The sequence below is a fragment of the Proteus sp. fly-1067 genome (genome assembly GCF_040139345.1).
Lineage (GTDB): Bacteria > Pseudomonadota > Gammaproteobacteria > Enterobacterales > Enterobacteriaceae > Proteus > Proteus vulgaris_B.
Genome location: NZ_JBEEUL010000012.1, coordinates 97,665 through 120,297, shown reverse-complemented (window position 1 = coordinate 120,297; position 22,633 = coordinate 97,665). Strand labels below are relative to the sequence as shown.

23 protein-coding genes and 1 tRNA gene are annotated in these 22,633 nt (G+C 38.7%); 19 read left to right on the top strand and 5 right to left on the bottom strand.

The window, feature by feature from the left end; genetic code table 11:
* The 3 genes from ABN217_RS15440 to ABN217_RS15430 all read left to right on the top strand — a co-directional run.
* Window positions 1-141: DNA N-6-adenine-methyltransferase (locus tag ABN217_RS15440; protein ID WP_349459585.1), on the top strand; the 141-nt coding region annotated here is incomplete at its 5' end.
* Between the two features lie 7 nt (window positions 142-148).
* The gene (locus ABN217_RS15435) at window positions 149-355 is read left to right on the top strand and encodes a DUF4060 family protein (RefSeq protein ID WP_103004601.1); all 207 of its coding nucleotides are present in this window, start codon (window positions 149-151) and stop codon (window positions 353-355) included.
* Window positions 356-783: 428 nt separating this feature from the next.
* On the top strand, window positions 784-1,941 hold the full coding sequence (locus ABN217_RS15430) for a tyrosine-type recombinase/integrase (protein WP_349459584.1): 1,158 nt from the start codon (window positions 784-786) through the stop codon (window positions 1,939-1,941).
* 21 nt (window positions 1,942-1,962) lie between these two features.
* Here the strand turns inward: ABN217_RS15430 and ABN217_RS15425 are convergent.
* Window positions 1,963-2,039 (bottom strand) — tRNA-Arg (locus tag ABN217_RS15425).
* Window positions 2,040-2,229: 190 nt separating this feature from the next.
* On the opposite strand from ABN217_RS15425, the gene folD reads away from it, so the two are divergent.
* From folD to ABN217_RS15405, 4 genes are all read left to right on the top strand, one after another.
* Complete coding sequence (gene folD / locus ABN217_RS15420; RefSeq protein WP_196553908.1) at window positions 2,230-3,102, top strand: bifunctional methylenetetrahydrofolate dehydrogenase/methenyltetrahydrofolate cyclohydrolase FolD; 873 nt, start codon at window positions 2,230-2,232, stop codon at window positions 3,100-3,102.
* Window positions 3,103-3,105: 3 nt separating this feature from the next.
* A complete protein-coding gene (ybcJ, locus tag ABN217_RS15415) occupies window positions 3,106-3,318 on the top strand; it encodes a ribosome-associated protein YbcJ (RefSeq protein WP_072070110.1) in 213 nt (70 codons plus the stop codon).
* A 642-nt stretch (window positions 3,319-3,960) separates the two neighbouring features.
* On the top strand, window positions 3,961-4,902 hold the full coding sequence (gene fruK, locus ABN217_RS15410) for a 1-phosphofructokinase (RefSeq protein WP_072070111.1): 942 nt from the start codon (window positions 3,961-3,963) through the stop codon (window positions 4,900-4,902).
* Between the two features lie 236 nt (window positions 4,903-5,138).
* Window positions 5,139-5,582 (top strand): hypothetical protein, encoded by a 444-nt coding sequence (locus ABN217_RS15405; RefSeq protein ID WP_072070112.1) that lies wholly within the window; start codon window positions 5,139-5,141, stop codon window positions 5,580-5,582.
* Between the two features lie 92 nt (window positions 5,583-5,674).
* Here ABN217_RS15405 and cysS read toward each other — a convergent pair whose 3' ends face one another.
* Entirely contained in the window at window positions 5,675-7,066 is a 1,392-nt protein-coding gene (cysS, locus tag ABN217_RS15400) for a cysteine--tRNA ligase (RefSeq protein WP_072070113.1), read from the bottom strand.
* Window positions 7,067-7,441: 375 nt separating this feature from the next.
* Between cysS and ppiB the strand changes: the two genes are divergently transcribed.
* The 7 genes from ppiB (at window position 7,442) to ABN217_RS15365 (ending at window position 15,210) form a co-directional block, all read left to right on the top strand.
* Window positions 7,442-7,936 (top strand): peptidylprolyl isomerase B, encoded by a 495-nt coding sequence (ppiB, locus tag ABN217_RS15395; RefSeq protein WP_036934689.1) that lies wholly within the window; start codon window positions 7,442-7,444, stop codon window positions 7,934-7,936.
* A gap of 12 nt (window positions 7,937-7,948) precedes the next feature.
* The gene (gene lpxH, locus ABN217_RS15390) at window positions 7,949-8,671 is read left to right on the top strand and encodes a UDP-2,3-diacylglucosamine diphosphatase (protein ID WP_349439722.1); all 723 of its coding nucleotides are present in this window, start codon (window positions 7,949-7,951) and stop codon (window positions 8,669-8,671) included.
* A 134-nt stretch (window positions 8,672-8,805) separates the two neighbouring features.
* The gene (gene purE / locus ABN217_RS15385; RefSeq protein WP_349439725.1) at window positions 8,806-9,327 is read left to right on the top strand and encodes a 5-(carboxyamino)imidazole ribonucleotide mutase; all 522 of its coding nucleotides are present in this window, start codon (window positions 8,806-8,808) and stop codon (window positions 9,325-9,327) included.
* The gene (gene purK, locus ABN217_RS15380; RefSeq protein ID WP_349439726.1) at window positions 9,324-10,391 is read left to right on the top strand and encodes a 5-(carboxyamino)imidazole ribonucleotide synthase; all 1,068 of its coding nucleotides are present in this window, start codon (window positions 9,324-9,326) and stop codon (window positions 10,389-10,391) included. The genes purE and purK overlap by 4 nt, the downstream gene beginning before the upstream one ends.
* 123 nt (window positions 10,392-10,514) lie before the next feature.
* Window positions 10,515-11,774 carry an MFS transporter gene (locus tag ABN217_RS15375; RefSeq protein ID WP_115350791.1) on the top strand — a complete coding sequence of 420 codons (1,260 nt, stop codon included), beginning with the start codon at window positions 10,515-10,517 and terminating at the stop codon, window positions 11,772-11,774.
* Window positions 11,775-11,841: 67 nt separating this feature from the next.
* Window positions 11,842-12,867: a mechanosensitive ion channel domain-containing protein gene (locus ABN217_RS15370; protein ID WP_196553904.1), complete on the top strand. Its 1,026-nt coding sequence runs from the start codon at window positions 11,842-11,844 to the stop codon at window positions 12,865-12,867.
* 180 nt (window positions 12,868-13,047) lie between these two features.
* The gene (locus ABN217_RS15365; RefSeq protein WP_349439728.1) at window positions 13,048-15,210 is read left to right on the top strand and encodes an ornithine decarboxylase; all 2,163 of its coding nucleotides are present in this window, start codon (window positions 13,048-13,050) and stop codon (window positions 15,208-15,210) included.
* An 87-nt stretch (window positions 15,211-15,297) separates the two neighbouring features.
* Here ABN217_RS15365 and ybbP read toward each other — a convergent pair whose 3' ends face one another.
* The gene (gene ybbP, locus ABN217_RS15360; RefSeq protein WP_340893635.1) at window positions 15,298-17,739 is read right to left on the bottom strand and encodes a putative ABC transporter permease subunit YbbP; all 2,442 of its coding nucleotides are present in this window, start codon (window positions 17,737-17,739) and stop codon (window positions 15,298-15,300) included.
* Window positions 17,736-18,422, bottom strand: coding sequence for a putative ABC transporter ATP-binding protein YbbA (ybbA, locus tag ABN217_RS15355; RefSeq protein WP_196553901.1), 687 nt, complete (start codon window positions 18,420-18,422; stop codon window positions 17,736-17,738). Before ybbA ends, ybbP begins: the two co-directional genes overlap by 4 nt.
* Here ybbA and tesA point away from each other — a divergent pair.
* The 5 genes from tesA to ABN217_RS15330 all read left to right on the top strand — a co-directional run bounded on the left by tesA (window position 18,393) and on the right by ABN217_RS15330 (window position 22,252).
* Window positions 18,393-19,022 (top strand): multifunctional acyl-CoA thioesterase I/protease I/lysophospholipase L1, encoded by a 630-nt coding sequence (tesA, locus tag ABN217_RS15350; protein WP_196553900.1) that lies wholly within the window; start codon window positions 18,393-18,395, stop codon window positions 19,020-19,022. The two genes, ybbA and tesA, sit on opposite strands and share 30 nt — an antisense overlap.
* 50 nt (window positions 19,023-19,072) lie before the next feature.
* Entirely contained in the window at window positions 19,073-19,858 is a 786-nt protein-coding gene (locus ABN217_RS15345) for an SDR family oxidoreductase (protein WP_196553899.1), read from the top strand.
* Between the two features lie 84 nt (window positions 19,859-19,942).
* A complete protein-coding gene (locus ABN217_RS15340) occupies window positions 19,943-20,800 on the top strand; it encodes a co-chaperone YbbN (RefSeq protein ID WP_196553898.1) in 858 nt (285 codons plus the stop codon).
* Window positions 20,801-20,837: 37 nt separating this feature from the next.
* The gene (locus ABN217_RS15335) at window positions 20,838-21,761 is read left to right on the top strand and encodes an SPFH domain-containing protein (protein ID WP_196553897.1); all 924 of its coding nucleotides are present in this window, start codon (window positions 20,838-20,840) and stop codon (window positions 21,759-21,761) included.
* Between the two features lie 2 nt (window positions 21,762-21,763).
* Window positions 21,764-22,252 carry an NfeD family protein gene (locus tag ABN217_RS15330; RefSeq protein WP_196554031.1) on the top strand — a complete coding sequence of 163 codons (489 nt, stop codon included), beginning with the start codon at window positions 21,764-21,766 and terminating at the stop codon, window positions 22,250-22,252.
* Here the strand turns inward: ABN217_RS15330 and cueR are convergent.
* Window positions 22,215-22,619, bottom strand: coding sequence for a Cu(I)-responsive transcriptional regulator (gene cueR, locus ABN217_RS15325; RefSeq protein ID WP_072070124.1), 405 nt, complete (start codon window positions 22,617-22,619; stop codon window positions 22,215-22,217). The two genes, ABN217_RS15330 and cueR, sit on opposite strands and share 38 nt — an antisense overlap.
* Window positions 22,620-22,633 lie beyond the last annotated feature (14 nt).

Here is a 22,633-nt window from a genome sequence, read left to right as displayed (position 1 = left end):
CCAGTTAACGGCAATAATAAAGGATCAATGCTTTTAATATGGCGACCCTATATCAAACCACGAAAGATAATTAATACTGTCGATAGAGACGAGTTAATTAATATCGGCAATAAAATATTAAATGAATGGAAAATAGCATAGGTGAATTATGAGATTAATAATTCGCGGTGAAGTCACGCCCATAGAAAGGATTGCTATTAATGAGGCATTGGAAGCCCATAAAAAGAAATATAATAGAACTGGAATAATCGTTAGTCACAAAATAAAGATAGGAAAGAATATCTACCCTGTGGAAATAGAGAACTGTCGTAAATCATATATGGTCACCTTGCGTAATAAAAGGCAAAGACTATGAATGCACAGGCAATGGAAAACGCACGACGGCAAATAGCAAAGGAATGCTTAATCGAACTAAGAAGTCACGGAATACCCAACGACAAACTTACCACTCAGATCCTCGATAAATACACACCAAAGTTTAAGCCTCTAAATCACACAAAGTACAACACCAAAGATGTTATGTGCCAATACATCAGAAATCTGCAAAAGGAAGAGAAAGATGGAAGGAATAACTATACCTAGGAAAGAAGCTGCGGAATTTATTGGTATATCAGAAGATACCCTTTCTCGTTGGTGCAAACTAGGATTGATTGCATACACAAGAAAGGACCCATCAAAGAAAAACTCGCCATACCTATTTACGAGAGCCGCGTGTATTGCGGCGGCTAATAAATCAATTCACAATATACCAGTGAACGCTGGTGAGACACGAGAGGGAAAATCATGTCTTTATTCAGAAGAGGTAAAATATGGTACGGAAACTACACGACGCCAAGCGGTAAAAGAATCAAGGAATCTCTTGGCACAGAGGACAAGAAGCTCGCGCAGGAGTTGCACGACACAAGAAAGGTCGAGTTATGGCGCATAGAGCGTCTTGGTGACTTCCCTGATGTTACTTTTGAGGAAGCTATTGTGAGATGGATTGAAGAGAAAGCAGACAAAAAATCATTAGATGATGATAAAGGTCGGCTTTCTTTTTGGTTAGATCACTTTGAAGGTTACAGGCTTAAGGATATTACAGAAGCAAAAATATATTCCGTTATCAATAAGATGGTAAACAGAAAAGCAAGGGAGCGATGGGAGAAGCAAGCGGAATCAGCTAAAAGAAAGGGAAAGGAAATCCCCGCATTTACTGATGTCCCTGTCAGTAACGCAACCAAAGCAAAGCATCTCGCCATCATGAAATCTCTGTTAAGAGCTGCTGAACGTGACTGGAAATGGTTAGAAAAATCTCCCGTTATCAAAGTCCCAACAATCAGAGAAAAGCGGGTTCGGTGGTTAGAGCATCATGAAGCTAAAATACTGATTCAAGAATGCCCTGAACCACTGAAATCCGTAGTTATATTTGCATTGGCCACTGGATTAAGGCGATCCAATATTATCAATTTAGAGTGGAGTCAAATTGATATGCAAAGGAAAGTTGCATGGATAAACCCAGAGGATAGCAAATCAGGCCAAGCAATTGGTGTTGCTTTAAATGACACTGCTTGTCAGGTTCTTAAGGAGCAAATAGGAAACCATCACAAATGGGTATTTGTTCATACTGAACCAAAGAAGAGACCAGACGGAACATTAACGCCAAGCGTTAGAAAAATGCGAGTTGATTCTAACACAGCATGGAGAGCAGCGTTAAAAAGAGCAGGAATAGAAAACTTCCGCTTTCATGATCTGCGCCACACATGGGCGAGCTGGTTAATTCAGTCCGGAGTTCCGCTTTCAGTATTACAAGAAATGGGCGGATGGGAATCAGTTGATATGGTTAGAAGGTATGCTCACCTAGCGCCTAATCATTTAACTGAACATGCAAAGCAAATAGACAGTATTTTTGGCTCTTGCGTCCCAAATACGTCCCACTTAAGAAAAGTAGAGAATTTAAAATGAGTGTAAGTGTTTGATTTTAAATGGTACGCCCTACAGGATTCGAACCTGTGACCTACGGCTTAGAAGGCCGTTGCTCTATCCAACTGAGCTAAGGGCGCCTAGAAGAGATTAGACGTCAGCAATCACTGCTGATAACGGGTGTGAATTATACGTTCAACATTCTGAGAGTCAACGATTTTTCAACGATATCAGACTATATGGTTAAAATATGGCAAGTATTCGACTGACAGATTGCTCTTGATCTGACAAAATAGAGCAATACCGTAATTGAATAATTTGGATGTATAGATGTCAGCAAGAATTATAGATGGGAAATCGATTGCGCAGACCATCAGAAGCGAAGTTGCCGAAAAAGTAAAACAACGTATTAATGCAGGAAAACGTGCACCTGGTTTAGCTGTTATTTTAGTGGGTGATAACCCAGCATCACAGATTTATGTCGGAAGTAAACGCCGAGCTTGTGATGAAGTTGGTTTTATTTCTCGCTCTTATGATTTACCTGATACTACCAGTGAAGCTGATTTATTAAACCTTATCGACCAGCTTAATGAAGATAACACCATTGATGGTATTCTCGTTCAACTCCCCTTACCGGCCGGAATTGATAACGTTAAAGTACTAGAACGTATTCGTCCAGATAAAGATGTGGATGGTTTTCATCCCTACAATGTCGGTCGCCTATGTCAACGTGCCCCCAAATTACGCCCTTGTACACCTCGCGGTATTGTCACACTACTAGAACGTTGTGATATCCCTATGAATGGTTTAAACGCAGTTATTATTGGTGCGTCAAATATTGTGGGTCGTCCAATGAGCCTAGAGCTCTTACTTGCGGGCTGTACAACAACGGTTACTCATCGTTTTACTAAAGATTTGCGTTTTCATGTTGAACACGCTGATCTCGTCGTTGTAGCGGTAGGTAAACCTAACTTTATCCCCGGTGAATGGATTAAACCTGGTGCTATTGTCATTGATGTCGGTATTAACCGCCTTGAAAGTGGTAAAGTGGTTGGCGATGTTGAATTTGAAGTCGCTTCACAACGCGCAGGTTGGATCTCGCCAGTCCCTGGTGGTGTCGGTCCAATGACAGTCGCCACACTTATTCAAAACACTTTACAAGCATGTGAAGAGTATCACGACCCTGAAACAGGAAATAATTAGTCAATGGAAACATTTCAATTAGATGGGCACGACTATGTCGAGCTTTGTGATTTATTAAAACTTCAAGGTTGGACTGAAAGCGGAGCTGCCGCTAAAAGTGTCATTGCTGAAGGCTTAGTTAGCGTCGATGGCGTAGTTGAAACCCGTAAACGTTGTAAAATCGTTGATGGGAAAGTTGTCACCTTTGGTGAGTTCTCGGTCAGTGTCAGCAAATAATCAGCAAATCAGTTAAAATTAAAAAGTGCTACTACAATAAGTGGCGCTTTTTTTCTTTTAAACACTTTTCTTCTTTTTTCCTCTACTTTTCCTTCTTTAATCATCTTTTAAAAAAGATGATAATCATAACCAATTGAATTTAAATAAAAATAATAAATTTAGTTTAATTTAATTAAATTAAAATCATTATTTTTAGACATATCTCTTGGTATAATCCCTCTTAGATGTTCAGCACATTATACATTTCATCAATAAATAGATAAAAAAAGACCGTGTAAGTCATTATTTTATATAAAAATAACACTTTTCAACCATTACTGTAAAACTTCAGCAACAAACTTTTTTGCTGACACTTTTTACTCATTTATTCATGTTTAAATGCACTAAAATGTGATTTAGATCTAATTTATTTCTACTTTCATTAGGTAAAAGAACATTGTTTGTACTAAATTATACGTTATAATTTGAAACGATTCAGCCCAGTGATGCAATCTTAGTTGTTATTTTATGATATTTAGATCTTTTTTGCCTTTCATCTAACAGGAGATTTTATGCTCGGCCTACCCACTCAAGGTATCTCTATCATTGCTGAACAACAGCAAAAAATGATGCCTATTCTTTTATTTAAGGTAAGGAACTAGCATGAAACGCAGAGTTGCGACCATCACACTTAACCCTGCTTATGATCTTGTTGGTTTAAGTAATCCTATTGAGCTTGGTGAAGTTAATCGTGTTAAAACAGCAGGTTTTCATGCTGCAGGTAAAGGTATTAACGTTGCTAAAGTCTTAAAAAGCCTCGGCGTTGATGTCACTGTTGGCGGATTTTTAGGTAAAGAAAATCAAGATGGGTTTCAAAAAGAGTTTAGTGATTCAGGTATTGCAAACCGTTTTCAAATGGTTGAAGGCCGTACTCGCATTAATGTGAAACTTACTGAGCCTAATGGCAAAGTTACTGATTTTAATTTTTCTGGTTTTGAAATTACAAAACAAGATTGGGCTCGTTTCGTGAATGACACACTAAGCTGGGCGGGTCAATTTGATATGATCTGTGTCAGTGGTAGTGTGCCTTCTAGCGTTGATCTTAATGATTTCACCGCATGGATGACTCGTTTACGCAGTGAATGCATGTGTTTGATCTTTGACAGTAGCCGAGATGCTTTTGTCGCAGGGTTAAAAGCCTCTCCTTGGCTTGTTAAACCTAATCATCATGAATTAGAAATTTGGGCTGGCAGGCCTTTACCTGAACTATCTGATGTTGTACAAGCCGCACAAGCATTACGCCAACAAGGTATTGCTCACGTTGTGATTTCATTAGGTGAGCAAGGTGCAATGTGGGTAAATGCATCTGGCGCATGGATGGCAACACCGCCTAAATGTGATGTTGTCAGCACCGTAGGTGCCGGTGATTCTATGGTTGGCGGCCTAATTTATGGACTGATGATGAGACAAACTAGCGAGCATACATTACGTCTTGCAACTGCCGTTTCTGCTCTTGCAGTAAGTCAGACCAATGTTGGTATTCATGACCGCGAACAATTGGCAAAAATGATGGCAGAAGTAAAATTAACCCCTCTAAAATTATAAGTAATAATACCAGTGGTATATCGAATAATATTAAGTAGAGTTACCACTGCTTCAATTAAATATATTAATATCATATTTATAGAAACTCTAAAATAGAGTCTCTTAAATTGATTAATATTTATTTATTATTAAATCAAACTTTATTTTTTCTATTTATTCGATAAACTTCACTTTAATAAAAGTTAATAAAGATATTCTAAAGCTAATAAAAACTTATTTTGTTTTTAGGAGAAATTATGGAAAGGCCCATAGTGCTTTTATGGATCCAAGTTATTTCAGTACTATTTTTAGGTATAAGTTTGTTTATATTGGTTGCTGGGGCACCCATTTATTTATTAGCAATGGCGATGGGCGGTGGTCAAACGATACTCCTGGGCCTATTTATTATGCTGTGCCTGATTATCACAATGATAATACAAGTTATTGCATGGATAAAACTCGCAAGAAACAGTAAAAATGCTTACTCTTTTTTAAAAATATCATGGGTATGTTTATCTATTTCGCTATTTTTTATACTAAGTGTTTCGATGTCATTAACCAATATGTCTGAATTTAGTTTTGTTGCTTTTTCTATTATAGTTATCTTAACTCATAGACTCTTTTTTTCTGAGAATGTCATAAATTATTTTAAAGATAAACAAAAAGATAATGAAAGAGAAATCCGTATTATTAGCCAATAAATTAAATAATAAATAGCAAAAAAAATATCGGATAATAAATATCCGATATTTTTATAAAAACACGTGTTATGTGTAATTACTCGTTAATTATATTAATTATTACGACGCCAAGTTGTTCCTTGAGGGCCATCTTCTAAAACAATTCCCATCGCAGTTAATGCATCACGCGCAACATCAGCAGCAGCCCAATCTTTATTTTTACGTGCATCGTTACGTTGTTGAATTAAAGCTTCAATTTTTTCAACTTCACCCGCATCGTCTGCTTTAGCACTACTTTGTAAAAAAGCTTCAGGATCTTGCTCTAACAGACCTAATACTTTAGCTAATTTGCGTAACACCGCAGCTAAACCGTTAGCTTTATTCATATCCACGCTTTTTAAGCGATTTACTTCTCGCGCTAAATCAAATAATACTGAATACGCTTCTGGTGTATTGAAGTCATCATTCATTGCTTCTATAAACAGTGCTTCAAACGCTTCGCCACCAGTAGGTTGTGCATTAGCATCAGTACCACGTAATGACGTATAGAGACGCTCTAAAGCGGTACGTGCTTGTTTTAGATTTTCTTCTGTGTAGTTAAGCTGGCTACGATAATGGCCAGATAATAAGAAATAACGCACCGTTTCAGCATCGTAATAAGCTAATACATCACGAATGGTGAAAAAGTTATTAAGTGACTTAGACATTTTTTCTTTGTCTACCATCACCATACCAGAATGCATCCAATAATTTACATATGGGCCATCATGAGCACAAGTTGATTGAGCAATCTCATTTTCATGATGTGGGAACATTAAATCAGAACCACCACCATGAATATCAAAATGGCATCCTAGCTCTTTACCGTTCATTGCAGAACATTCAATATGCCAACCAGGACGACCCGCTCCCCATGGAGACTCCCAACTTGGTTCACCCGGCTTAGACATTTTCCATAAAACGAAGTCCATAGGATTACGTTTCACGTTAGCCACTTCAACACGAGCGCCTGCTTGCAGTTGTTCTAAATCTTGACGAGAAAGCAATCCATAATCAGGATCGGTGTCAATCGCAAACATAACGTCACCGTTTTCAGCAACATAAGCATGATCACGTTTGATTAACGTTTCCGTTAATTCAATAATTTCAGCAATATGGTGTGTCGCACGAGGCTCTGAATCAGGACGAGCAATGTTTAATGCATCAAAATCTTTATGCATTTCAGCTAACATGCGAGTTGTTAATTGCTCACATGTTTCATTATTCTCGATCGCACGTTTGATGATTTTATCATCCACATCCGTTACGTTACGCACATAATTAACATCATAACCTAAATAACGCAGATAACGGGTTATGGCATCAAAAGCCACAAATGTACGTCCATGACCAATATGACACAGGTCATAAATAGTGATGCCACACACGTACATACCTATTTTCCCTGCATGGATAGGTTTAAATTCTTCTTTTTGGCGAGTGAGAGTATTAAAAATCTTTAGCATCGGTGGACGTTCCCGTTTTCAACTGTACGTGTTTATTACGTTTTTATATAAAAGAAAATAACGACTACTATAGCACGATATTAATTAGGATATTGGATCTTGGAGACAAAGCAAACTCAAGATCTGCGCTAATATATTACTCTGCTTAATCCTTATTTTCACTGTTCAATCCTTGATAGTGAACAATCAAACTTCTGTTATTGAGCTAAATTTTGGCGAAAAATGTGTTTTCCCTATTTTGTACGCCTGTTTAATTAGAAAAACCGGGCAAAAAAAAGATGAATACTGACTAAATAAGGCAACTGTGATATAAAAAACGGGACTATTGTTTATGCCCAAATCTGGGTAAAGCTAAAATTATATTAGGATCTGAATATGGTTACTTTTCATACCAATTACGGCGATATCGTGATTAATACATTTGCAGACAAAGCACCTGCAACCGTAGAAAATTTTTTAGACTACTGTAAAGAAGGATTCTACGATAACACTATCTTCCACCGTGTCATCAATGGCTTTATGATCCAAGGTGGTGGTTTTGAACCTGGTATGAACCAAAAAGCAACCAAAGCACCTGTTAGAAACGAAGCAAACAATGGACTTGCAAATAATCGTGGTACATTAGCGATGGCTCGTACTAACGATCCACATTCCGCGACTGCACAATTCTTTATTAACGTTGCAGATAACGATTTCTTAAACTTCCGTGCTGAAAATGCGAATGGTTGGGGATATTGTGTCTTCGCTGAAGTTGTTGAAGGAATGGATGTTGTCGACAAAATTAAAGCAGTTTCTACAGGTCGTAGCGGTTTCCACCAAGATGTTCCTCGTGAAGATATCATCATTAAAAGTGTAACGGTTAGCGAATAAGCATTACTCTTTATGTGTACGCTTTTTATTGCAGACCTGCATTTAAGTGAACATGAACCGGCAATCACTGCCGGTTTTCTTCGCTTTCTAAAAGAGCAAGCCATTCACGCTAAAGCGCTCTATATCTTAGGCGATTTTTTTGATTTTTGGATAGGTGATGATGATCCTAATCCTTTACATCAACAAATTGCTCAAGCGCTAATGACACTAAAAAATGCGGGTATTCCCTGTTATTTTATTCATGGAAATCGTGATTTTTTAATTGGCTCTCGTTTTGCAAAAGAGAGTGGTATCACTCTACTTCCTCAAGAAAAAGTGCTCAAAATTTATCAACATCATATCTTGATTTTACATGGTGATACACTTTGTACAGATGATGAGGCTTATCAACGTTACCGTAAAAAAGTGCATAATAAATTTATACAGCGCCTATTCTTATTACTGCCTCTGTTTGTTCGACTAAGAATTGCCGATAAAATGCGCTCTCGTAGCCAGCATGAAAACCAATATAAATCAGATGCAATTATGGATGTTAACCCACAAGCGGTGATTAATACCTTTAAACACTTCAATACACAATGGATGATCCACGGACATACACACCGACCGGCTGTTCATACTGTCCATATTGAAGGAAAAACACACTATCGTGGTGTATTGGGTGCTTGGCATACCGAAGGTTCTATGTTTAAAGTCACCGCTGAAAAAATAGAACTGATCCATTTTCCCTTTTAAGTTGTTTCACTTATTTTCTCTATAAAAAGCCTTTTTTTTCTTTACGCAAACGTTTTCCTTGGCGTGTTAGCGTGATACTATCATTCTCAATTTATTAGGCTATATCCGTTTATACTTACAGGAGCAGTTAAGTAATGTCTTCTCACGTTGGTCTAAATACCGCTTTTCCTCGTATCGCCATTGTTATGGGATCTAAAAGTGACTGGGCAACCATGTCTCATGCCGCTGATGTATTAGATGCACTACACATTCCTTACCATGTTGAGATTGTCTCTGCACACCGCACCCCTGATAAATTATTTAGTTTTGCTGAAAAAGCAAAAAGTAATGGCTTTGATGTCATTATTGCTGGTGCCGGAGGAGCAGCCCATTTACCTGGAATGCTTGCAGCTAAAACGTTAGTGCCAGTATTCGGTGTTCCTGTTCAAAGTGCAGCATTAAGCGGTGTTGATAGCCTCTATTCAATCGTGCAAATGCCAAAAGGTATTCCAGTAGGAACCTTAGCAATTGGAAAAGCGGGTGCTGCCAATGCAGCTTTATTAGCGGCTCAAATTTTGGCATTACATTCTCCTGCTATTTTAGACGCACTGACTGCATGGCGCACAGCACAAACCGATGATGTATTAAATAACCCAGACCCAAGAGAGGCACTATGAAACCGGTTTGTGTCCTTGGAAATGGTCAATTAGGTAGAATGTTAAGACAAGCAGGTGAACCTTTAGGTATTGCTGTTTACCCTGTAGGATTAGATGCAGAACCTGAAGCTGTTCCCTATCAAAAGAGCATTATTACTGCAGAAATTGAACGTTGGCCAGAAACAGCATTAACAAAAGAATTAGAACGTCATACTAACTTTGTTAACCGTGATATTTTCCCTTTACTTGCAGATAGATTGCCTCAAAAACAACTTCTTGATGAACTAAGCCTAGCTACTGCACCTTGGCAAGCCTTAACATCTCCAGCACAATGGCCTGATATTTTTTCTCAGTTAGGTGATTTTATTATCGTGAAACGTCGTGTTGGTGGTTATGACGGCCGCGGACAATGGCGAATTCACCCTGGTGAAGAACAACAATTACCCGCTGAAATTTATGGTGAATGCATTGTTGAGCAAGGTATTCCCTTTTCTGGTGAAGTGTCCTTAGTTGGAGCCAGAGATAAAAAAGGTCATTGTGTATTTTATCCTTTAACACATAACCTTCATCAAGATGGCATTTTACGTATGAGTGTTGCATTACCAACACCTGACCCAGAATTACAACAATCAGCAGAAAAAATGCTGACATCTATTCTTGATAAACTCAATTATGTCGGTGTAATGGCGATGGAGTGTTTTATTGTCGGTAATAAATTACTCATCAACGAATTAGCACCACGAGTTCATAACAGTGGACATTGGACACAAAATGGCGCCTCAATTAGCCAATTTGAGTTACATTTACGTGCAATCTTAGATTTACCGATGCCAAAACCTGAAGTTTGCCAACCCGCAGTGATGGTTAATTTGATTGGTACTGATATCAATCCTCAATGGCTTTCATTACCTTTAGTGCATTTACATTGGTATGAAAAAGAAGTTCGCCCTGTGCGAAAAGTGGGTCATCTCAATCTTGTTCATCGTGATAACCAACCGCTGAAAGACACACTTAAATCATTGAGTCTTATGCTTGATGATACCTATCAAAAACCCATTCAATGGGCTTTAGAAAAATTAAGCTAGCAGTCCGACTCATAAAGTTAGAGAATAATAGCCTTTAAATGAACAGACCTTGATTAAAGAGGTCTGTTATTCGCTATTTTCTCCTGATTATTCAGGTTACTGCACCCGTTTGATGGAGTCAGGATGCAAGCCACACAACAGAGTTTTGGACCCATTTATCAGTGGAGTATGCTGATATTACTGGGTTTGGTCTATTTTTTAGCTACCGCAACCACATTTACATCTTTGGGTGTTGTTCTTCCTAGCATGATAAGTGAGCTAGAGTGGAATTGGACACAAGCAGGCCTTGGTTTTACGTTATTAGGATTAACCTGTGGTCTTGCTAGTTTTTTACCCACTTTACTTATTCGTAAATTAAGTGTTCGCTTTACCCTTCTTATTGGACTGATTATTTTCGTTAGCGGTTTTTATTTTCTTTATGAAACCTACACCATTGCACGATATTTCCTTGGTACAGCACTATTAGGTATTGGTTTTACCTTACTTGCAACAGTACCCGGGACTTATGTAATTTCTCGCTTATTCGAAAAACAATCTTTTGCCTTCGGTGTTTATTTTACTATTGGCGGATTAGGTGGTGTGGCGGGGCCTTGGATCTACTTTTTAGCCACGCATTTATGGCATACATGGCGTATGCATTGGCTTATTTCAGCGATCACGCTTACCGTTATTACTCTTTTCACTATTCTCTTTTTACGAGAAGGAAGTAAAGAGCAAGAGCATGCCAAAAGAATTAGCCAACTCCAAAGCACAAAACGCATCTATCAAACCAAAGAAATTTGGACGGCACGCCATGCTTTGAGAACATGGCAATTTTATGTTATCGCTGCCACTTATACTGCTTTTTTATGGTGCGGTATTACCGTTAATAGTTTTGCTGTTGCTCATATTATTGAAAATGGCTTTGGTGAAACCATTGCCGCGACCTTATTAAGTAGCATGGCATTTATCAACGCTTTCTCACGCTTAGCCGGCGGCGCAATTGGTGAATGGCTAGAACCTAAAAAATTACTTATCGCTAGTTTAAGTATTATCATTATTGGGCTGTTAGCACTCAGTATGGCAAACTCTTGGGTTTACCTGATCCTGTTTACGGTTTGTGTTGGTATCGGCTATGGCATGACCTTTTTAGCATCAAGTATATTACTGGCTAACTACTTTGGTCGCTCTCCTTACCTTGAACTATTTTCAGTCATGAATTTAATTTCGACACTTGCTTGTTTAGCGCCGTTCTTTGCGGGTGCAATAAAAGACATATCAGGAAGTTTTACTCCTGCATTCTTAATTTTAACTGTACCTGTACTATTGATCCTAGCGGTAACACTCTTTATGAAACCACCGACTTACCCTAAATTTCAGCATGCTAGTGAACACAAAAAATAGCGATTGAATAAACATGGTAATAGATTTTGTATTATACAAACGCATTTTCTAAGGAGATGTTAAGCTGATGAATGATGCATTAATAATAAAATACTCAATAGGTGTAGGGATTGCTTTAGCCTGTTTTGTTGGCTTTGTCGCCGTCTCTCTTTTTCATGACAAAAAGAAAAAACGTCGTAGAAATATTATTATTCATATTAGCCAAGCCATCTTCCTTTGTAGTTTAGTGATCATCTTAAGCCAATACTGTGAAATGGCTGTTGTTGATTTTAATCTCCATTTTATCTCTTTTAGGATGATTAATTTCTTTACTTACGTTGGTATCGCCTTAGTTTTAATGCGTAAGTTTTTCTTACTTATTAATAGACTAGAGCAATCACAGATCAGAAAAGGTAGTGATCCCACCTCTGCCCGTATTATTTCTCGGATATTTAAAATCAGCCTTTTTGTCATCATCATCTTATTGTTTGGTGAACATTTTGGTATGAGCTTATCAGGCTTAATGACTTTTGGCGGATTGGGTGGTATTGCCATTGGTATGGCAAGTAAAGATGTGCTCAGTAACCTTTTTTCTGGGGTTATGCTTTATTTCGATCGCCCTTTTAATATTGGTGACTGGGTGCGCTCACCTGATCGTAATATTGAAGGTACAGTAGTAGAAATAGGTTGGCGTATTACTAAAATTATTACCTTCGACCATCGACCACTTTATATTCCTAACTCAATTTTTTCTTCCATTAGTGTTGAAAATCCGGGACGAATGACTAATCGACGTATTGAAACTGAACTCGGTTTACGTTACGAAGATTCAGATAAAATTGGTGTGATCGTTGAAGATATTCGCACCATGCTAATGCAAAATGACAAAATTGATACGCAACAAACTTTGCTAGTCTATTTTAATCAATTCGCAGACTCTTCACTCAATATCATGGTGTATTGTTTTACCAAAACAACCGTCTGGGCACAGTGGCTTGAAGCTCAGCAAGAAGTCTATTTGAAGATGATTGAGATTGTGCATAAACATGGCGCTGACTTTGCATTCCCATCTCAAACAATTTATATCGAAAAATCATCTTCTACCCCACAATAATAGAAATGGATAAGTTTAGCCTCTTATAAACTTATCCATTTACCAATCGCCAATGATGGTGATTTATGCATTTATTGTGCATAAGATTGTCAATATTATTGCTTTAATCCATTCCAATCATATTCACAACCAAGTATATTGTTCGCCAATTCTCCGATTGATTAAACACAAGTGTGTGTAATGAAAAAAATGAAGTTGGCATGTCGCCTCTCGCTTTCACACTATTTTTCGTGTGAACGCCCTATTATTGATATTGTTGATGCAAATTTAACACAAGTATCAGCGGTAATATTATCATTGCCAGATATTGAGTCAGGTGAATTAGCGCGTATTCAACAAACAGGCTTTGAATTACCTGTCTTTATTGCTGTTGATCTTAACGATACCATCGGTGCTGACTTGCTTAATCAAGTTTCAGGTGTTGTCATTACAGATGAAAGTGCACATCAAAAAAATAGTATTTTGATCAATAAAGCAGCCCATCAATATGAAGAAAATCTGACTACACCGTTTTTCTCACGCTTAGTCAATTATGTTGCCGAAAAAAATGTTGCTTTTGATTGCCCCGGACATCAAGGCGGCGAGTTTTTCCGACGCCATCCTGCTGGTGAGCAGTTTTATCAATATTTTGGTGAGAATCTATTTCGATCTGATCTCTGTAATGCTGATGTGGAAATGGGGGATTTACTTATTCATGAAGGTGCGCCCTACGATGCACAATCCTTTGCAGCACAAGTGTTTAATGCAGATAAAACCTATTTTGTCTTAAATGGAACTTCCTCTTCGAATAAAGTTGCCTTAAATGCATTGCTGGCACCAAATGATTTAGTGTTATTTGATAGAAATAATCATAAATCCAATCACCATGGTGCACTTATTCAAGCGGGTGCAACCCCTATTTATTTAGAAACAGCTCGCAACCCTTTTGGTTTTATCGGTGGTATTGATGCGCATTGCTTTGAAGAGAGCTATTTACGCCAACGAATTGCAGAGATTACACCTGAACGCCAATTAGATAAACGTCCTTTTCGTTTAGCCGTTATTCAACTAGGTACTTATGACGGTACTATTTACAATGCAAGACAAGTGGTTGATAAAATTGGTCATCTTTGTGATTACATTTTATTTGATTCCGCTTGGGTCGGTTATGAACAGTTTATCCCAATGATGAAACAGTGTTCGCCTTTGTTGCTGGCGCTTAATGAGAACGATCCCGGTATTCTCGTCACTCAATCTGTTCATAAGCAACTAGCCGGCTTTTCACAAACCTCTCAGATCCATAAAAAAGATGCACATATCAAAGGGCAATCTCGATATGTTAATCATAAGCGTATGAATAATGCCTTTATGATGCATGCATCCACCAGCCCTTTTTACCCACTTTTTGCCGCTCTTGATGTCAACGCAAAGATGCATTCGGGCAAAAGCGGTGAAGCAATGTGGATGAATTGTGTTAAACAAGGTATCGAGGCTCGTAAATCCTTACTAAGACAGTGCCAATTTATTAAGCCATTTATTCCTGAAGTTGTTGATGGCATTGCTTGGCAAGATCACAACACAGATGAAATCGCTCACGATCAACGCTTTTTCAACTTTATTCCTAATGATAATTGGCACTCATTTGAAGGTTATGCCACCAATCAATACTTTGTTGATCCTTGCAAATTAATGCTTACAACACCGGGGATCGATCCTCATACTGGAGAATACGAACCTTTTGGTGTGCCAGCATCTATTTTGGCAAACTATTTACGGGAACATGGCGTTATTCCTGAAAAAAGCGATTTAAATTCTATTTTATTTTTGCTCACACCCGCAGAGCATAATGATAAATTTGAGCGCTTAATTTCATTAATTATAAGATTTGAAAAACTGCTAATTGATGACTCCCCATTAGAACAGGTATTACCTTCTATCTGTCGTCGTTATCAATCTCGTTATCAGAGTTATACATTGCGTCAACTCTGTCAGGAAATGCATGATATTTGTATCAAATACAATATCAAGTTACTGCAAAAACAAATGTTTAGGAAAAATCATTTCCCTAAGCGAGCGCTAAGCCCTCAACAAGCTAATATTGAATTTGTACGTGGCAATGTAGAGTTTTTACCTTTAAGTCAATTAGATGGCAGAATTGCTGCTGAAGGGGCTTTACCTTATCCACCGGGTGTTTTATGCACAGTTCCCGGTGAAATTTGGGGAGGTGCAGTGTTACGTTATTTCCAAGCCCTTGAAGTCACCATTAACCAACTTCCTGGTTTTTCAACGGAGCTTCAAGGTGTTTATATTTATAATGAAGATGATGGTAGTAAGCGTATTTATGCTTATGTTATAAAAGAATAATTCTTTATTTTTTCCATAAAAAAATGCTGATATTTAATGATATCAGCATTTTTATTTAACTCTATTTATAGCTCTTGTTTCTTTTCACTACTCACCTTGAATTCGGCGATATTGCCCTTTATCTTGCAAAAGCCTTACACCTAACATACTGCCACACAGCGATAATAAAAGTGCCGCGATAATAGGTACAGTAAACCACATTCCCCATTGAGGTTGCCAAGGAAAATTAAATACAAATTTCTGCAATAGACCTAATGCCATTTCAGCGCCAATTGCTGCGGCTAAACCCGCCATTAAGCCCAATAAAGCAAACTCCGCCCAAAGTGTACGTCGTAATAATAATTTACCAGCTCCCAATGTGCGGTAAACCACCAGCTCAATACGCCGTTGCGTCATTCCTACTTGAATTTGGGCAATTAATAATAATGCGCCACAAATCATCACCAACCCAACCATTATCTCCAATGCTCGACTGACTTGCTGTAAGATTTGTTGAACTTGCTGAATTAATGCACCTGTGTCTAACACGCTTACGGTCGGGAATTGTCGATTAAGCGCCGTAATTAATGCACCATCTCCATTATAATAAAAACTACTCATCCATTTTTCTGGTTGATTATTTAATCCTTCTTCAGAAAAAATAAAGAAGAAGTTAGGGCGCATATTTTCCCAATCGACATGGCGAATACTCGTCACAACTGACTTAAACTCTCGAGTATCTCCCACAAAAGTTAATTCATCGCCCAGTTTAATCTCAAGTTGCTTGGCAACACCTTGATCAAGAGAAACACCATTACCAACAGGTGGCCATGTTCCTTCTACAATCACATTATCTTTAGGCAACTCACTGTGCCACGTTAAATTAAGCTCACGGCGCACTGTGTTATTACCTGCATCACGTTTATCAGCCCACTCTTTGGCATTATTCTCATTAATCTGCGTTAAGCGCGCTAATACTACAGGATAGGCGTCTGTAGGTTTGACGTTATGTTGTGCCAATAAGGTGTTAACTTCTTGGACTTGAGGTGCGGACATATTAATCAGGAAATAATTAGGACTATCTTCTGGTAGCTGTTTTTGCCATTTATCTAACAAATCACCTTGGATCAGCACCAATAGCGTTAGCAACATAAATGAAAGTGCAAAAGCAGCCAGTTGAGTCATGGTTTGAAAAGGCTGTCGCAACAAGCGAGTTACCGCCAACCGAGCACTAAGTTGGCGAAATTTGAACTGCTTTAATATCCACAATCCAAGCCAACCAATAACACCCAGTAAAAAAGCGATAACAACGATACCAAATAGAATTGACCACAATAAAACCCCAGTTCCGGCAAAAAGCGTTAAAGTACCGATAACAATTAATGCTACGAGTGGTAAATAAAAACGCAGAGGCCAGATCGATGCTGTGGTATCGCTTCTTAATACACGAGAAGGTTGGGTTGCCATTAACTGATAGTAAGGCCTTAATCCTGTTAATAAGGCGATTAACAATAAAGAGCCCACTGACCAAAACCACGGTAAAAAACTCGCATCAGGCAAACGTTTAGGCAAAACAGGAGCTAAAATTTGTAGCAGAATGCTTTCAAAGAGAAGTCCCGCCAATGAACCAACAATAATGGCTCCGATAAGAATAACGCCCCATTGCCCTACTATCCATTTCCGCAATGCATGTTTATCTGCACCTAAGGTTTTTAGTACCGCAATTAAGGTATGGCGGCTACGACAATAGTGTGCCATTGAAACCGCTACTGCCGATATTGCGAGCAGTAACGTTAACAGGGCTGAGAGTAGAAGAAAGTTCTTTGCTCTTTCCATCGATTGTGAAAGCGCACCGCTGTCTTGTTTTAAACTATTCCAACGCTGATCGGGTTTTAATAGAGGATCAAAGCGTTGTTGATAACTATCAATTGCTGACTCATTACCCGCTAACATATAGCGATAAGTTAGGCGACTCCCCGGTTGTACTGCACCGGTTGATTCAACATCATCAAGATTAATTAAAATACGTGGTGCTATTTGGAAGGGATTGAAACCACTATCAGGCTCTTGAATTAATACACCACTGATTGTAAATGTAGCGTCACCTACATCAATTTTATCACCGACTTTTATATCCAACAGCTCCAGTAATCTGGCGCCAACAAGCGCAGTTCCTTTTTCTGGTTTCAAACCCGCAGGTTCTGTTTCTAATTCACCATAAAGTGGATATAAATTATCAGTAGCTTTAACTAATGCAAGCTGTGGTGTATCTCCTTCTGGAGCATAAGACATTGTAGTAAATTGCATTTGGCGACTGAGCGTTAACCCCATTTTTTTCGCCTCAGCAAGCCAGTTTTCATCAACGGGATAAGATGCTCGTAGTACTAAATCGCCCGCGATTAAGTCTCGACTTTGGGCATAAATACTTTTATCAATACGATCACCTATGCGTCCTAAAGCAAGCACACAAGCGACCGCAAGTGCTAAAGAAAGCCAAACAATTAATAATGCAGGAGAACGCCATTCACGCCAGAACCAACGCCAAATCATGACTCCTCCTTAAGTTGTCCATCAACTAATCGTAAACGTCGCTGACAACGAGCGGCAAGCTCATTGTCATGAGTCACTAAAATTAATGTTGTTGCATAATCTCGATTGAGGGAAAACAGTAGATCAGCAATTTTATCTCCTGTTTTACGATCTAAATTTCCTGTTGGTTCATCAGCAAAAAGAATAGCAGGTTGAGTACAAAACGCTCTAGCCAGTGCCACACGTTGTTGTTCACCACCCGATAGTTGTGCTGGCATATGGTGCAAGCGTTCCCCTAATCCTAACAGCTTAAGTAAATCTACCGCACGAGAATAACTGTGTTTTTCGGACTCACCTTTTAATAATGCGGGCAATTGCACATTTTCGAGTGCATTCAATGTCGGAATTAACATAAAGGATTGAAAAACAAACCCAACATGTTGAGCACGCAACTTTGCACGCGCTTCTTCATCCATATTTGTGAGATCTTGCCCCATTAATTTCACACTGCCAGCGCTTCCATCATCAAGTCCGGCAATAATCCCTAACAATGTCGATTTACCCGATCCTGACTCACCAATTAACGCAATTGTTTGTGCAGGCTCGACAACTAACTCAACACCCTGCAATATAGAGATCTGACTATCACCTTGTCCTACTTGTTTGGTTAACTGATGAACTTCAAGAACCTTTTCCGTCGACATACGTTTTTCCTTATCGTTATGATGATGTTTAGCTTTAAGGCGATTGCTGCTGATACCTTTTTAATCTTTGGTGACAGCTTGAGTGCAGGTTATCGTCTTCCTCTTGAGAGTGCATGGCCACAGCGCCTTGCTGATAAATGGAAAACAACTCACCCTGAAATTAATGTTATTAATGCAAGTATCAGTGGTGAAACTGCATTTCAGGGTCAAAATAGACTGCCTGATTTATTAAAACAGCATCAACCACGTTGGGTTTTAATTGAATTAGGTGCAAATGATGGCTTACAGGGATACCCTGTTGCACAAACAAAAGACGCGTTACAAAACATCATTACACAAGTTAAAGCGTCGGGCGCAACCCCACTTTTTATGCAAATAATGATTTCACCTAATTATGGTAAACGTTATACACAATCCTTTTCAGCGATTTATCCTAAACTTGCTGAAGAGAATGCACTTCCTCTGCTTCCTTTTTATATGGAGCAAATCGCAGATAAGCCTGAGTGGATGCAAAACGACAGTATACATCCCAATGAAGATGCTCAGCCTTTTATTGCGCAATGGATGGATAAAACATTATCCCCTTACTTAACACGTTAGACTATTCTGACAGTAGTTAACGTAGATTAAACGAGATTAATTGTAAAATTATGCAAAAAACGGTATTGATTACAGGAAGTTCTAGTGGAATAGGGCTTTGTGCAGCTAAAGCGCTTAAGAAAAGAGGCTATCGAGTCCTTGCAGCTTGCCGTAAAGATGAAGATCTTAAACGCATGGGAACACTGGGATTAGAACCTATTTATCTTGATCTTGATGATGCAGAAAGTGTTGAAAATGCCGCTCTAGAGGTTATTCATCTAACAAATGGTCGTTTATATGGATTATTTAATAACGGTGGGTTTGGTGTTTATGGTCCACTAGATGCCATTACTCGCCAACAAATGGAGAAACAGTTCTCGACGAACTTTTTTGGCTTACACCAACTCACTACCTTACTCTTGCCTGCAATGTTACCCCACGGTGAAGGACGGATTATTCAAACGAGCTCAGTGATGGGCATTATTTCAACGCCGGGTCGGGGTGCCTACGCAGCCAGTAAATATGCTGTAGAAGCGTGGTCTGATGCACTAAGAATGGAAATCGCACATACGGGTGTTAAAGTCAGTTTAATTGAGCCAGGCCCGATACGAACCTGCTTTACAGAAAATGTAAACCAAGCTGAGAAAGATAAACCCGTAAAAAACCCAGGGATTGCGAGTCGTTTCACATTAACACCTGAAGATGTAGTGAAAAAGCTTATCCACGCTTTAGAAAACCCAAAACCTAAGATACGTTATCCCGTAACGCTATTAACTTATGCTGTCAGAATATTAAAACGTTTTCTACCTGATACCTTGATGGATGCAATTTTAAGTCGCCAAAGTGGTAAAGCTTGATTTTTTTGGTTTCACCCTTACTTATTAATGAAATAGCGTTATAAATCGCATCTATATTTAAAACACTCAAAAAGGGACAAGTTAATGTTAGCAACTGCACATATTGTTGATGTAAATGAATCAAATATTCAACAAGTTATAGAACAGTCCATGACCAAACCAGTCATGATGTATTTCTATTCAGAACATAGCCCTCATTGTGCAGAACTTGGCGCAACATTAGATAAACTGGCAGCCGAATTTGCTGATCAATTTATTTTAGCTAAATTGGATTGCGATGCAGAGCAAATGATTGCCTCACAATTTGGTCTACGTGCGATCCCAACTGTTTATATTTTGCAAGAAGGTCGCCCTGTCGATGGTTTCCAAGGCCCTCAACCTGAAGAAGCAGTCCGCCAAGTTTTAGCCAATGTATTACCAAAACCTGAAGAGCTAAAAGCGGCTCAAGCAGCGCAACTTCTTTCAGAAGGAAAAGCGGATGAAGCTTTACCTTTATTAAAAGAAGCACATCAACTCGCGCCTAAAAACAGTGAAATTACGCTAGCTTTAGCGGGCGCTCTTATTTCTTTAAATAAAAATGAAGAGGCACAAACACTGTTAAGCACTATCCCATTACAAGATCAAGACAGTTATTATCATAGCTTACTGTCACAAATTGAATTACAAAAACAAGCAGCTGATACTCCAGAAATTCAGCAATTACAAAATGATTTTAACCAACAACCTGCAAATACCGATCTTGCTATTCAACTTGCACTAAAATTGCATGAAGTTGCCCGTAATGAAGAAGCATTAGAATTACTATTTAGTTTTATCAAAAAAGACTTAAATGCAGGTGATGGGCAAGTTAAGAAAACACTGATGGATATTTTATCTGCCTTAGGTACTAATGATAATTTAGCGTCTAAATATCGCCGTATGGTGTATTCTTTACTTTATTAGTTTTATTTTCTTATAAAAGCAGACTCAGGACAGATATATGGAAATAGTCATTGGTATTATCATCTTATTCGCTATTATTTTGGTTTTAAGTGGTGTTAAAACCGTTCCACAGGGTTATCAGTGGACTGTCGAACGTTTTGGTCGTTACACACGAACACTCGCTCCAGGACTTCAAATTCTTATTCCTTTTGTCGATCGTATTGGTCGTCGTATTAATATGATGGAACAAGTACTTGATATACCTTCTCAAGAAGTGATCTCACGTGATAACGCCAACGTCAGCATCGATGCAGTCTGCTTTATTCAAGTAATCGACCCAGTTAAAGCGGCTTATGAAGTTAACAATCTAGAACTTGCTATTATCAACTTAACACTGACGAATATCCGTACAGTATTAGGTTCAATGGAACTTGATGAAATTCTTTCTCAACGTGACCAAATCAATAGCCGTCTTTTACTCATTGTGGATGATGCAACCAATCCTTGGGGTATCAAAATCACCCGTATTGAAATTCGTGATGTTCGTCCACCAAAAGAATTGATTTCTGCAATGAATGCTCAGATGAAAGCCGAACGTACTAAACGTGCCGACATTCTTGAAGCTGAAGGTATTCGTCAAGCCGCTATTTTAAAAGCTGAAGGTGAGAAACAAGGACAAATTCTGAAAGCTGAAGGTGAGCGTCAATCTGCATTCTTACAAGCAGAAGCCCGTGAACGTGCCGCAGAAGCTGAAGCTAAAGCAACACAAATGGTGTCTGAAGCAATTGCTAAAGGTGATATGCAGGCAATTAACTACTTTGTTGCTCAAAAATACACGGATGCACTCGCACAAATTGGCTCAGCCAACAACAGTAAAGTTGTGATGATGCCACTAGAAGCCAGTAACTTAATGGGTGCAATTGGTGGTATTTCAGAGCTCCTTAATACCAAAAAGAATGACTCTGGTAACAAGAGTAATTAATGATGATTGAATGGATTAGTGCCCACCCCGCACTTTTCTGGCTTTGTCTTGGTGGCTTGCTGTTAATTGCAGAAATGCTAGGAACAGCAGGATACCTTTTATGGTCAGGAATGGCAGCATTGTGCGTTTCTTTACTCGCATGGGTGCTACCTATTAACTGGCCTATTCAAGGTGTGTTATTTGCGATATTAACAGTTATTAGTGCTGTACTTTGGCACCTTTGGCTTAAACGCAGAAAACAATCAAAAGAAGCTGAGAACTTAAATCAGAAAAGTCATCAATTGATTGGTGTTCATGCTGTTTTATCATCAGATACGGAAAATGGGTTTAGCCGTGTAAAATTAGCAGATGGTAGCTGGCGTGTTTATTCAGACACGCCATTACAAGCGGGTGATCAGGTAGAAGTGATTGCTATTGATGGCATTACTTTACACGTTATTCCACTTAAACCGACTACTTCTGATGGTGGCAACACCCTGACAAATGATTGATGATAGGGCAATCAGCACCATCATCGCCAGGACATTCGCTGGCTAACAAGAGAAGACGTTGACGAATTGCGTTAAGTTCATTAATCGTCTTCTCAATTTCAGCCACCTTTTTTAAGGTCGCTTCTTTCACATCAGCGCTATGTCGTGATGGATTTCTTAATAACATTAATAATGCACGACACTCTTCTAGGTTAAAACCAACCTCTCTGGCTTGTCGCAATAATGTTAATTCTTCAATATGTTGCGCCTGATAATAGCGATAGCCGTTTTCACCTCTTCCTGGGGGTGTTATCAAGTCTTTTTCTTCATAAAACCGAATGGCTTTAGCTGTTAATCCTGTTTTATTTGCGATTTCACTAATATTCAAAATTCCCCCTTGAC